Origin of the sequence: Burkholderia sp. AU18528 (assembly GCF_002223215.2) — a bacterium.
GTDB classification, from domain to species: Bacteria; Pseudomonadota; Gammaproteobacteria; order Burkholderiales; family Burkholderiaceae; genus Burkholderia; species Burkholderia semiarida.
Genome location: NZ_NKFC02000005.1, coordinates 205,212 through 217,010, shown reverse-complemented (window position 1 = coordinate 217,010; position 11,799 = coordinate 205,212). Strand labels below are relative to the sequence as shown.

Here is an 11,799-nt window from a genome sequence, read left to right as displayed (position 1 = left end):
TCACTTGTCGACGAGCCGCTTCGGCACCGACAGCGCAAGCAGCCCGCCGAGCACGAGGAACCCGGCCAGCATGTACATGCCCGCATCGTTGGTGCTCGTCGCCTGCTTGAGCCAGCCCATCAGGTACGGGCTCAGGAAGCCCGCGAGGTTGCCGATCGAGTTGATCATCGCGATGCCGGCGGCGGCGGCCGTGCCGCCGAGGAACGCGGTCGGCAGGCTCCAGAACAGCGGCAGCGTCGTCAGGATGCCGATCGTCGCGAGCGTGAGGCCGAGCATCGCGAGCGCGGTCTGGTGCGCCCAGATCACCGACAGCACGAGGCCGAGCGCGCCGATCGCGGCCGGAATCGCGAGGTGCCAGCGGCGTTCGCGGCGCTTGTCCGCGCTGCGCGCGATCAGGATCATCGCGACCACCGCGGCCGCATACGGCACCGCCGACAGCAGGCCGATCATGACGGTGTCGGTCACGCCGGTCGCCTTGATGATCGTCGGCAGCCAGAAGCCGACGCCGTAGAGCCCCATCACGAACGAGAAATAGATCAGCGCCATCAGCCAGACACGCGGGCTCGACATCACGGCGCCGAGCGGCAGGTCCTCCTTGGTGGCTTCCTCCGCGTCGACGTTGCGGGCGAGCAGCGCCTTTTCTTCGTCGGTCAGCCACGTCGCCTTCGCGATCCGCTCGTCGAGCGTGAAGAACACGAGCACGCCGGCGAGCACCGACGGAATGCCTTCGAGCAGGAACAGCCATTGCCAGCCGTGCCAGCCGCTCACGCCGTCGAACGCCTTCAGGATGAAGCCCGAGATCGGCCCGCCGATCACGCCGGACAGCGCGACTGCCGTCATGAAGAACGTGGTCATCCGGCCGCGCCGGTGCGCGGGATACCAGTAGGTGAGGTAGAGGATCACGCCGGGGAAGAAGCCCGCTTCGGCGACGCCGAGCAGGAAGCGCATCACGTAGAACATTGCGGGCGTCGTGACGAACATCGTCAGGATCGAGATCACGCCCCACGTCGCCATGATGCGGGCGATCCACACGCGGGCGCCCACCCGGTGCAGGATGATGTTGCTCGGCACCTCGAACAGGAAATAGCCGAAGAAGAAGATGCCGGCGCCGAGCCCGTACACGGTATCGCTGAGGTTCAGGTCGCTCGCCATCTGCAGCTTCGCGAACCCGACGTTCACGCGGTCGAGATACGCAACCACGTAGCACAGCAGCAGGAGCGGCACGAGCCGCCACGACACCTTGCGGTAGGTTGCTTCCTCGAATGCGCCGGACGAGCCCGGCAGCGATTGCGTCGATGTTGCCATGTTGTCTCCTGTCGACCCGGGCTGACGCTTGAGCGGTTACCCGGATCCCATGCTGTGCGGTCGATCGAAGGCCGCGCTCGGGCGCGTGCCTGGATCCGATGCACCGCTGTCCTTGTAATGGGCCGGAGCAGGCGCGGTGGTGCCCGATCCGGTTTCGTGCGAAGCAATGCGGGCTCATCGTATGGCCCGGTGCGACTAGATGCAGCGCCCGCCGTCGACTTCGAGGCACACGCCGGTGATGAATTCGGCTTCGTCGGACGCGAGGTACAGCGCGGCGTTCGCGATGTCCTGCGGCGTCGAGAAACGGCCGAGCGGGATCGTCGCGAGGAAGCGGCGGCGATTTTCCGGGGTGTCCTCGCAGCCCATGAACTCGGTCATCAGCGCGGTTTCGCCCAGCACCGGGTTGATGCAGTTCACGCGGATGCGATCGGCGCCAAGCTCGGCCGCGAGCGATTTGCTCGCGGTGATCATCGCGCCCTTCGTGCTGTTGTACCAGACGAGGCCCGGGCGCGGCCGCACGCCGGCCGTCGACGCGACGTTCACGAACACGCCGCCGCCCTGTGCGCGGAAATACGGGACGAAGGTCTGCACGCACCAGAACAGGCTCTTCATGTTGACCGCGTACACGCGGTCGAATTCGGCTTCCGTCACGTCGAGCACGGGCTTGTTGCGATGCGTGGTGCCCGCGTTGTTCACGACGATCTGCACCGCATGGAAATCGTCGAGCGCGGCCTGCAGCAGCGCGCGCCAGTCGTCCTCCTTCGACACGTCGCCGGCCACCGCGATCGCCTTGCCGCCTGCGAGCGCGATCTCGCTCGCGACGCGCTCGGCCGCCGCGCCGTTGAGATCGTTGACGACGACGTTCGCGCCTTCGCGCGCATAGGTCTTCGCGATGCCTTCGCCGAACCCCGAGCCGCCGCCCGTGACGATGGCCGTCTTGCCGCTCAACCGCATGGTGTGTCTCCTGTGTTTGTCATGAGAGTCGTCGTGTGCCGCGTGCCGCGCGTTCAGCCGTGCCGGATCGCGATCGTCTTCAGCGCGGTGAAGCCGTACAGCGCCTCGAAGCCTTTCTCGCGGCCATGGCCCGAATGGCCGACGCCGCCGAACGGCAGCTCGACGCCGCCGCCCGCGCCATAGTTGTTGATGAACACCTGCCCCGCGCGCAGACGCCGCGCCAGCCGCATCTGGCGTGCGCCGTCGCGTGTCCAGATGCCCGCGACGAGGCCGTACGGCGTGCCGTTGGCGAGCGCGACGGCTTCGTCCTCGTCGACGAAACGCATCGCCGCGAGCACGGGACCGAACACTTCTTCCTGCGCGAGCCGGTGCGACGGCGGCACGTCGCGCAACAGCGCGGGTGCCTGGTAGAAGCCGGTTTCGGGCGCGTCGGCGACGACCTGCCCGTGCGCGGCCATCGGAATGCCGTCGTGCTGTGCGTCGGACAGGAAATCCCACACGCGTTGCTGCTGCTTCGCGTTGATCAGCGGGCCGCAATCGAGATCGGCGCGGCTCGGGCCGACGCGCAGCCCGTTGAACGCGGTGGCGAGGCGCTCGACGAGCGGCTCGTACACCGCGCGCTCGATCAGCACGCGGCTGCCGGCCGAGCAGGTCTGCCCGCCGTTCTGCACGATCGCGGACACGAGCACGGGCAGCGCCGCGTCGAGATCGGCATCGGCGAACACGAGTTGCGGCGACTTGCCGCCGAGTTCGAGCGTGACCGGCACGTGGTTCTCGGCCGCCATCTGCGCGACCAGCTTGCCGGTGGCCGGCGAACCCGTAAACGAGATATGGTCGATGCCCGGATGGCGCGCGAGCGCGGCGCCCGCTTCGTGGCCGTAGCCGGTGACGATGTTGAGCGCGCCGGCCGGCAGCCCGGCCTCGGCGGCCAGCTCGGCGACGCGCAGCACGGACAGGCACGCGTCCTCGGCCGGCTTGACCACGCATGCGTTGCCGGCCGCGAGCGCCGCGCCGACGCTGCGCCCGAAGATCTGCATCGGGTAGTTCCACGGTACGATATGGCCGGTAACGCCGTGCGGCTCGCGCACGGTCAGCACCGTGTAGCCGGCCTGGTAGGGGAGGGTTTCGCCGTGCAGCTTGTCGGCGGCGCCCGCGTAGAACTCGAAGTAGCGCGCGAGCGCGGCTGCATCGGCGCGCGCCTGCTTCAGCGGCTTGCCGGTGTCGCGCGCCTCGATCGCGGCGAGTTCCTCGAGATGGTCGGCCACGCGTGCCGATAGCCGCATCAGCACGCGGCCGCGTTCGGCGGCGCTTGCCGCGCCCCACGGGCCTGCGAACGCGTCGCGGGCCGCGGCGACTGCGCGTTCGATGTCGGGCGCCGTGCCGCGCGCGATCGTCGCGAATGGCTGGCCGTCGGACGGATCGACGACCGCGATGGTTTCCAGTTGCGCGGGCAACGTCCATTCGCCCGCGATGAAGTGCTTCGCTTCTTCCATGTCTCCTCCGGTCGACCCAAGTTAGCGCTTTAGCGCTTACTCGGGTCCCATGGCGTGGTTGGGTGGAGTTAGCGCTTCAGCGCCTACGTGGATCCCATGCAAAGCCGTTTGCGCTTCGGCACTTTACCCGGCTTCCGTGCCGTGTGGTCCACGCACACCGCCGCCGGCTCGACGGCCGGACATCCGGAACGATTATCGCGCCGATCGTCATCCGGACGCCACCGGTCGATTGGCTATAATGGCGCATTCCTTTTCGGGGGCGCCGCGGCGGTGCATCGGCCGCGGCGCCCTGTCCCGAATTCCCATCGACCTACAGAGAGTGCTCATGAGCTTCAATCATGTTCCGGCCGGCAAGGACCTGCCGCAAGATTTCAACGTGATCATCGAGATTCCCGCGCAAAGCGATCCGGTGAAGTACGAGGCGGACAAGGAACTGGGCCTCCTCGTCGTCGACCGCTTCATCGGCACGGGCATGCGCTACCCGGTGAACTACGGCTACATCCCGCAGACGCTGTCGGGCGACGGCGATCCGGTCGACGTGCTGGTGATCACGCCGTTCCCGCTGCTGGCCGGCTCGATCGTGCGTTCGCGCGTGCTCGGCATGCTGCAGATGACCGACGAGTCGGGCGTCGACGCGAAGCTGGTCGCGGTGCCGCACGACAAGATCTGCCCGATGACGGCGAACCTGAAGACGATCGACGACGTGCCCGAGTACCTGAAAGACCAGATCAAGCACTTCTTCGAGCAATACAAGGCGCTCGAGAAGGGCAAGTGGGTGAAGGTCGAAGGCTGGGCCGGCATCGAAGCCGCGCACAAGGAAATCACCGACGGCGCCGCGAACTACAAGAAGTAAGCGGCGTGCCGGCCGCTGGCCGGTGCGTACGGAGCGCAAACCGCGCGTGTCTCGTCAGGAGGCCGCGCGGTTTTGTTTTGCGCGGGCGGTTTTCCGGCTGGCGGATGGGGAGGCAGGCGGGGGCGTGGCCGCTGCTTTCTTCGCGCGTTTCGCGCGGGGCGGGGCAACGGACGGAGCGATTGCTGCGGCGGTTTTCGTGGCCGATGAACGGCGGCGGGCCGGTGCGGAAGCGGCGTCCTCGCGTACGTTCGCGGCGAGTTTGCCGGCGGCGGCTGGCGCCTTCCCGTTTGACGACGCGGAAGGCGGCTGGCCGGTTTTCTTGACCGGTGTGCCACGCGCCGAGGTCTTTTTTGCGGCTGCATCGCCGTCGGTTTTTGCGCGTTTCGCGTCCGGAGCGGCTTGATTTGCTTTCGTCGACTTCGACGCTTGTTTGCCCTTCGCAGGCTTCGCCGTGCTCGCGGCCGTTGCAGACCCGACAACGTTCCCGGTCTTCACCTTTTTCCCGGCAACCTGTTCCGTGGCAGCCGTCTTCGCCGCATCGTCGACGTTTTCCGCCTGCCCCTTCTTCCGCCCGCGCGCCGTCGCCTTCGTGTCGCCGCTCTCGTCGAGCGTGATCACCACCGGCACCACCGATTCGAGCGTCCGCAAGCCAGCCGCCAGCTCGCGCTTTTTCGCGGGCGTGAGCCGCTTCACCCAGTATTCGGCGCGCGACGCGCTCGACCGGTCGGGCAGCGGAAACGACGCGAGCACCGCGCGCGGCTTGCGCGAGCGCGTGTAGCGCGCGCCCTTGCCGGACGCGTGTTCGTCGAAGCGCGCGGCGACATCGGTCGTGATGCCCGTGTAGACGCTGTCGTCGGCGCATTCGATCAGATACAGAAACCAGGACATGGCGGGGCGGCGGGATGCGAAGCCGCCAGTGTCTCAGAATTTGCGCGTGCTCCGGTGCGCGACGTGGGGCGACGTGATGCGGCTCGCCGTCAGGTACCGCGCCGGAACGGATCGTGTTCGCGCAGTTCGTCGACGTACGCGTGGATATGCTCGGTCTCGCGTTCGAGAAAGCGCGCGACCGCATCGGAAAACGCCGGATGCGCGAGCCAGTGCGCGGAATGCGTGACGGTGGGAAGGAAGCCGCGCGCGAGCTTGTGCTCACCCTGCGCGCCGCCTTCGAACGTGTCGAGCCCGGCCTCGATGCAGAATTCGAGCAACTGGTAGTAGGCCGTTTCGAAATGCAGGCAGGGCACGTGCTCGATCGCGCCCCAGTAGCGGCCATACAGCGTGCCGCCGCCGTGCTCGCCGCGCCGGTACACCGCGAGCGCGCTCGCGATCGGCTGGCCGTCGGCTTCCGCGATCACGAGCAGCAGGTTCTCGGGCATCGTCGCGCCGATCGTGCGAAAGAAGTCGAGGTTCAGGTACGGGCTCGAATAGTGCTCGCGGTAGGTCTGCCGATAGCAGCGCGAGAAGAAGCGCCAGTCGGCGTCGGTGATTTGATCGCCGGCGAGCCGCCGGAACGTCACGCCCGCGTCGTGCACCTTGCGCCGTTCCGCGCGGATATTCTTGCGCTTCTTCTGCTCGAGCGTGCCGAGGAAATCGTCGAAGTGGCGGTACCCGTCGTTGAGCCAGTGAAACTGCACGCCCTCGCGCAGCATCATGCCCATCGATTCGAGCAGCCGCGCTTCATCGCCGGTCGGGAACAGCACGTGCAGCGACGACACGTCGCTCTGCTCGGCGAACGCGAGCAGCGTGGCCGCGAGCCGGCGGCGCGCGTCGTCGCTGGCCGCGAGCAGCCGCGTGCCCTGCACCGGCGTGAACGGCACCGCGCACAGCAGCTTCGGGTAATAGGGCAGGTTGTTGCGCTGGTACGCGTCGGCCCATGCCCAGTCGAACACGTATTCGCCGTACGAATGCTGTTTCGCGTAGACGGGCGCGGCGGCCGCGAGCCGGCCCGTGTGCGTGTCGGTCAGCGTGACGAAGTGCGGCGACCAGCCGGTGTCGTCCACCGCGCAGCGCGCGACGTGCAGCGCGTCGAGGAATTCGTGGCGCAGGAACGGCGTGGGCTGCGCGTCGCGCGCGAGCAGCGCGTTCCATTCGTCGGCCGGCACCTCGGCGGGGGACGACAGGATGCCCGTGCGATAATCGATGCGTTCGTGTTTCAAGCGTGAATCCGTACCGTTGGATGTTGCCGGTTGCGGGCCGTCGCGGCCCGCGCCCGGATCGATTTCGTCAGCCGTTCAAGGCGCGCCGCCGGGCTGCGCCGCTCCCGCCATGAAGACCCGACTCGCTCTCGCCCAGATCAACGTCACCGTCGGCGATTTCGCCGGCAACGTCGCCCGCATCGTCGCGGCCGCGCGCGCCGCGCACAACGATGGTGCGCAACTGATGGTCGCTCCCGAACTCGCGCTGTCCGGCTATCCGCCGGAAGACCTGCTGCTGCGGCCCGCGTTCTACGCGGCGGCGGCCGCCGCACTCGATGCGCTCGCCGACGCGCTGAAGGCGTTCGACGGGCTCGCGGTGCTGGTCGGGCATCCGTTGCGCGGACCGGGCAGGGGGGCGGGCAGCGGACCGGGCAAGGGGGCGGGCAGCGCGTCAGCCGTCGATGGTAATGCAAACCGCCCGATCGAGCGCGGCGTGCCGCCCACCGATACCTTCAACGCGGTGTCGCTGATCGTCGGCGGCGAGATCGTCGGCACCTACCGCAAGCAGGATCTGCCGAACGCCGAGGTGTTCGACGAGAAGCGCTACTTCGCGACCGACACCGAGCCGCTCGTGTTCGAGCTGAACGGCGTGAAATACGGCGTGATCATCTGCGAGGACGCATGGCATGCGTCGGCCGCGCAGATCGCGAAGGCGGCCGGTGCGCAGGTGCTGCTGATCCCGAACGGCTCGCCGTACCACATGAACAAGGAAGCGGTGCGCATCGACATCCTGCGCGCGCGGATTCGCGAGACCGGGCTGCCGATGGTCTACGTGAATCTCGTCGGCGGCCAGGACGAGCTCGTGTTCGACGGCGGTTCGTTCGTGCTCGACGGCGAGGGCGCGCTCGTCGCGAAGATGCCGCAGTTCGACGAAGGGCACGCGATCGTCGAATTCGACGGCGCGCGGCCGCTGCCCGGCGCGATCGCGCCCGAGCTGTCGACGCATGCGCAGGTGTATCGCGCGCTCGTGACGGGCGTGCGCGACTACATCGGCAAGAACGGCTTTCCCGGCGTGCTGATCGGGCTGTCGGGCGGCGTCGATTCGGCGCTGGTGCTGGCCGTCGCGTGCGATGCGCTCGGGCCCGAGCGCGTGCGCGCGGTGATGATGCCGTCGCGCTTCACGGCCGACATCTCGACCACCGATGCGGCGGAGATGGCGCGGCGCGTCGGCGTGCGTTACGACGAGATCGCGATCGCGCCGATGTTCGATGCCTTCCGCGCCGCGCTTGCCGATGAATTCGCGGGCCGCCCCGAGGACGCGACGGAGGAGAACATCCAGGCGCGCATCCGCGGCACGCTGTTGATGGCGCTGTCGAACAAGTTCGGCTCGATCGTGCTGACGACCGGCAACAAGAGCGAGATGGCGGTCGGCTACTGCACGCTGTACGGCGACATGGCCGGCGGCTTCGCGGTGATCAAGGACATCGCGAAGACGCTCGTGTACCGGCTCTGCCGCTATCGCAACGAAACGACCGACTACGGGCGGCGCGACGTGATCCCCGAGCGGATCCTGACACGCGCGCCGTCGGCCGAACTGCGCGAGAACCAGACCGACCAGGACAGCTTGCCGCCGTACGACGTGCTCGACGCGATCATGCGGATGTACATGGAAGAAGACCGGCCGCTCGCCGAGATCGTCGCGGCCGGCTACGCGCAGGCCGACGTCGAGCGCGTGACGCGGCTCATCAAGATCAACGAATACAAGCGCCGCCAGGCGCCGATCGGCATCCGCGTCACGCACCGCGCATTCGGGCGCGACTGGCGCTACCCGATCACCTCGCGCTTCACCGAACGGCTCGATTGAGCGGTGCTGGGCCGGATGCGGCCCGCCGGCTTACAATCGGGATCGCGATTTTTCACCCAAACGAGCATTGAGGGACAACCATCATGAAACGCATCACCGCCATCATCAAGCCGTTCAAGCTGGACGAAGTCCGCGAAGCGCTCGCCGAAGTGGGTCTCACGGGTCTGACCGTGACGGAAGTGAAAGGCTTCGGCCGCCAGAAGGGCCATACCGAGCTGTATCGCGGCGCGGAATACGTCGTCGATTTCCTGCCGAAGATGAAGATCGAGGTGGTCGTCGCGGAAGCGCAGGTCGATCAGGTGATCGACGCGGTGATCGGCGCGGCGCGCACCGGCAAGATCGGCGACGGCAAGATCTTCGTGTCGGACGTCGAGCGCGTGATCCGCATCCGCACCGGCGAAGAGAACGAAGCGGCCGTCTGAGCGCCGCGTCCGCGCCGTTCGATCACTTCCCGGCCGCTTCGGCCGATCGGGCCGCGGGTCGCACGCATCCGCCGCCCAAGAAAAAACGGTGCGGATACCCGGTTGGGTACCGCACCGATACGCGCCTCTCGCAGCAGCGTGGAAAACGTTGTCGAATCGTTCTTTGACGGCGCCTGATCAGAACAGATGCTGGATACCGGCGTAGACGCCGGTCTGGCTGCCGCCCGGATGCGGGTTGCCGGTCGACACGGCGGTGCCTGCATTGTTCGCGTTCAGGCCGAAGTTGGCCGTCGAGCTGTTGCGCACCGTGGCGACCTGGACGTCGAACAGCGTGCGCTTCGAGATGTTGTACGAGCCGCCGACCGTGTAGATGTTCGCGTTGCCGCCGCCGTGGTTCGCGTTCACGTGATACACGGCCGCGATCAGCGCCGCTGCCGGCGTGGCTTGCCACGTTACGCCGCCCCACACCTGTTGCGTACCGGTCACGCCGGCGTTCGCTGCCGGGCCGCCGCTGCCGTCGGCGCGCGATGCCTGGTAAGCCGCCTGAACCTTGAACTGGCCGAGGAACACGTTCACGCCCGCGAAGTATTCACGCGAGTAGTTGAACACGTCCGAGAAGCGGCCGTTGCTGTCGCGCGTTTCGTCGTAGATGCCGCGCAACTGGAACAGCGAGTTCGTATAGGTGACCTGACCGCCCATGGCACGGCCGGGCGCGCCGGCCGTCGTGTTGCCGTTGAAGCTGGTCGAGTTCGAGAACGAGAACTGGCCGTAGAAGTCGAGGCCGTAGACCGACGGCGACTGGTACGACACGTTGTTGCTGGTCTTGTTCCAGTTGCGGCCGCGCACCAGCGAGGCCGTCGACCAGGCCGACTGGCCGAACGGGTCGAAGTCCCACACGCCGTTGGCGATCGCGAGTTCGCGACCCAGCAGCAGCGTACCGTAGCGGTCGTTCGAGATACCGACGGTCGCGAAACGATCCCAGATCGAGCCGCTCGTGCCGAGGCCGCCGTTCATCGTGTTGAACGCGCCTTCGAGGTGGAACAGGATCTTGTTGCCGCCGCCGATGTCCTCGCTACCCTTCAAGCCCCACAGGCTCGTGCCCCAGTCGCCGCTCTCCGCACGGTAGCGATGGCCGTCCTGCAGGCCGTTCATGTACTCGAGGCCGGCATCCAGGCGGCCATACAGCGTGACGCTGCTCTGCGCGTGCGCCGTCACCACCCCAGCAGCCATCAGCGCGGCCGCGACCAAAGCTTTCTTCATCATCTCCTCCATACCCTGTCAAAAAGTCAACCCAGACTGCACGAGATGCCCGGAGCGCGAGCGCCGGGCAAAAGCGGGATAACCAGGGAGACCTCGTGCAGGGCCGGTAAGCGCGGCACGCGGGCAAGCAGACGGAAAACCGTTGAGCGGTCCCGCGCAGCCGGGTCGGCCTGCGGGGTCTCCTTGTTGTGTCGTGAAGCTAAACTACATTTCACGAACTTCGTTTTGCTACTTTGGTTACTAATTTAGCAAAAATACAATTTTGTGGCGACGGAAATCGTTGTTTGACTAACCGCTGTCGCCAAATTGCCATGCAACACGGTACGCGACAGGTGTCCCAAGGGTCCTCGATTCCCGGAAAACCCTTGTGCCACAAGGGAAACGTGGTTTCCGCAGGCGTGGGTCAAGGATTGCCACTATTGACGTTGCCAGGGCGCCGGCGTAAGCGCGAAAGTCGCGAAATTGGTAAGTATTTCGTAATGATTCGGGCGATTGCCGCCATCGCCGGTCGACGCCGGGAACGTCCGTGCTGCCGCGTGCCGCGCTCAGTTCGGGCTCGGCCGCGCGTCGAGCAACTGCGCGCGAATCCAGCGGTGCGCATCGGTGCGCGCATGTTTCGCGTGCGAGTAGACCTTCACCGTGTAACGCGGGATCTCGAACGGCGCGGGGAAGATGCGGATCGGCGCCGCGTGCCGCAGCGCCTGCGCGGCGCGGTTCGGCACGGTCATCAGGAGTGCCGACTCCGCGATCACGAACGGCGCGGCCAGCACGGTCGGCAATTGCACGGCCACGTGCCGCGCGAGGCCGAGGCGATCGAGCACGTAGTCGACGACGCCGCGCGACTCGTTCCACGGCGTGACGACGACGTGGCGAGCCGCCAGATACTGGTCGAGCGTCAGCCGCCGGCGGATGTCCGGATGCGCGGCGCTCGCGATCACGACGTAGTCGTCGGAGAACCAGTCGAAGTCCTCGATGCCCGGCGCGTCGGCCGCCGATTCCTCGTGGTAGCCGAGCGCGAAGTCGATACGGCCGGCCGCGAGCTCGTCGACGGAAATCTTGCGGTCCGAATGGACGACGCGAATCCGCAGGTGCGGCGCCACGTGCTGGATGCGGGCCAGGAACGCCGGCAGTACCGCGAACGCCGTGTAGTCGGTCGCGGCGAACACGAACGTGCGGTCGCTGTGCGCCGGATCGAAGCGGCGCGCGCGGGCGAGCCCCTTCGACATCGCATCGAGCGCGTCGCCGGCCCACGTGGCGATGTCGTCGGCGCGCACGGTCGGCTGCATCTCGTTGCCGAGGCGCACGAACAGCGCATCGCCGATCGCGTCGCGCAGCCGCGCGAGCGCGTGGCTCAACGCCGACGGGCTCAGCGCGAGTTCGTGCGCGGCCGCCGCGACCGACCGGTGGCGGTACAACGCGTCGAACACGAGCAGCAGGTTCAGGTCGAGGCGGCGCAGATCGGGATGCATCATGTTCAGGTCTGGATGAAGAAACTGCACTTCCTGCAGGCACGGCG

General features: G+C 67.3%; 10 protein-coding genes. 3 read left to right on the top strand and 7 right to left on the bottom strand.

Annotated elements, in window-relative coordinates:
• The 3 genes from CFB52_RS12580 to CFB52_RS12570 form a co-directional block, all read right to left on the bottom strand.
• On the bottom strand, window positions 1-1,305 hold the full coding sequence (locus tag CFB52_RS12580) for an MFS transporter (RefSeq protein ID WP_059576642.1): 1,305 nt from the start codon (window positions 1,303-1,305) through the stop codon (window positions 1-3).
• A gap of 195 nt (window positions 1,306-1,500) precedes the next feature.
• On the bottom strand, window positions 1,501-2,259 hold the full coding sequence (locus CFB52_RS12575; RefSeq protein WP_034208109.1) for an SDR family oxidoreductase: 759 nt from the start codon (window positions 2,257-2,259) through the stop codon (window positions 1,501-1,503).
• A 53-nt stretch (window positions 2,260-2,312) separates the two neighbouring features.
• Entirely contained in the window at window positions 2,313-3,752 is a 1,440-nt protein-coding gene (locus tag CFB52_RS12570) for an aldehyde dehydrogenase family protein (protein WP_059576639.1), read from the bottom strand.
• Window positions 3,753-4,077: 325 nt separating this feature from the next.
• Between CFB52_RS12570 and ppa the strand changes: the two genes are divergently transcribed.
• Window positions 4,078-4,605, top strand: coding sequence for an inorganic diphosphatase (gene ppa / locus CFB52_RS12565; protein WP_006489643.1), 528 nt, complete (start codon window positions 4,078-4,080; stop codon window positions 4,603-4,605).
• A gap of 54 nt (window positions 4,606-4,659) precedes the next feature.
• Here the strand turns inward: ppa and CFB52_RS12560 are convergent, their stop codons facing one another.
• Together CFB52_RS12560 and CFB52_RS12555 are read right to left on the bottom strand one after the other, a co-directional pair.
• On the bottom strand, window positions 4,660-5,493 hold the full coding sequence (locus CFB52_RS12560; protein WP_059576636.1) for a GIY-YIG nuclease family protein: 834 nt from the start codon (window positions 5,491-5,493) through the stop codon (window positions 4,660-4,662).
• Window positions 5,494-5,582: 89 nt separating this feature from the next.
• On the bottom strand, window positions 5,583-6,758 hold the full coding sequence (locus CFB52_RS12555; RefSeq protein ID WP_059576635.1) for a GNAT family N-acetyltransferase: 1,176 nt from the start codon (window positions 6,756-6,758) through the stop codon (window positions 5,583-5,585).
• 109 nt (window positions 6,759-6,867) lie between these two features.
• On the opposite strand from CFB52_RS12555, the gene CFB52_RS12550 reads away from it, so the two are divergent.
• Together CFB52_RS12550 and CFB52_RS12545 are read left to right on the top strand one after the other, a co-directional pair.
• Complete coding sequence (locus CFB52_RS12550; RefSeq protein ID WP_059576632.1) at window positions 6,868-8,601, top strand: NAD+ synthase; 1,734 nt, start codon at window positions 6,868-6,870, stop codon at window positions 8,599-8,601.
• 83 nt (window positions 8,602-8,684) lie between these two features.
• On the top strand, window positions 8,685-9,023 hold the full coding sequence (locus tag CFB52_RS12545) for a P-II family nitrogen regulator (protein WP_006398637.1): 339 nt from the start codon (window positions 8,685-8,687) through the stop codon (window positions 9,021-9,023).
• A 177-nt stretch (window positions 9,024-9,200) separates the two neighbouring features.
• On the opposite strand, the gene CFB52_RS12540 is transcribed toward CFB52_RS12545, so the two are convergent.
• Window positions 9,201-10,286 (bottom strand): porin, encoded by a 1,086-nt coding sequence (locus CFB52_RS12540; RefSeq protein WP_059576905.1) that lies wholly within the window; start codon window positions 10,284-10,286, stop codon window positions 9,201-9,203.
• Window positions 10,287-10,828: 542 nt separating this feature from the next.
• Window positions 10,829-11,755 carry a LysR family transcriptional regulator gene (locus CFB52_RS12535; protein WP_179231737.1) on the bottom strand — a complete coding sequence of 309 codons (927 nt, stop codon included), beginning with the start codon at window positions 11,753-11,755 and terminating at the stop codon, window positions 10,829-10,831.
• Window positions 11,756-11,799 lie beyond the last annotated feature (44 nt).

Bases quoted from the DNA above. Each gene is read 5' to 3' on its own strand.
- CFB52_RS12580 (WP_059576642.1), bottom strand. From the start codon at position 1,305: ATGGCAACATCGACGCAATCGCTGCCGGGCTCGTCCGGCGCATTCGAG.
- CFB52_RS12550 (WP_059576632.1), top strand. From the start codon at position 6,868: ATGAAGACCCGACTCGCTCTCGCCCAGATCAACGTCACCGTCGGCGAT.
- CFB52_RS12560 (WP_059576636.1), bottom strand. From the start codon at position 5,493: ATGTCCTGGTTTCTGTATCTGATCGAATGCGCCGACGACAGCGTCTAC.
- CFB52_RS12545 (WP_006398637.1), top strand. From the start codon at position 8,685: ATGAAACGCATCACCGCCATCATCAAGCCGTTCAAGCTGGACGAAGTC.
- CFB52_RS12535 (WP_179231737.1), bottom strand. From the start codon at position 11,755: ATGATGCATCCCGATCTGCGCCGCCTCGACCTGAACCTGCTGCTCGTG.
- CFB52_RS12570 (WP_059576639.1), bottom strand. From the start codon at position 3,752: ATGGAAGAAGCGAAGCACTTCATCGCGGGCGAATGGACGTTGCCCGCG.
- ppa (WP_006489643.1), top strand. From the start codon at position 4,078: ATGAGCTTCAATCATGTTCCGGCCGGCAAGGACCTGCCGCAAGATTTC.
- CFB52_RS12575 (WP_034208109.1), bottom strand. From the start codon at position 2,259: ATGCGGTTGAGCGGCAAGACGGCCATCGTCACGGGCGGCGGCTCGGGG.
- CFB52_RS12540 (WP_059576905.1), bottom strand. From the start codon at position 10,286: ATGATGAAGAAAGCTTTGGTCGCGGCCGCGCTGATGGCTGCTGGGGTG.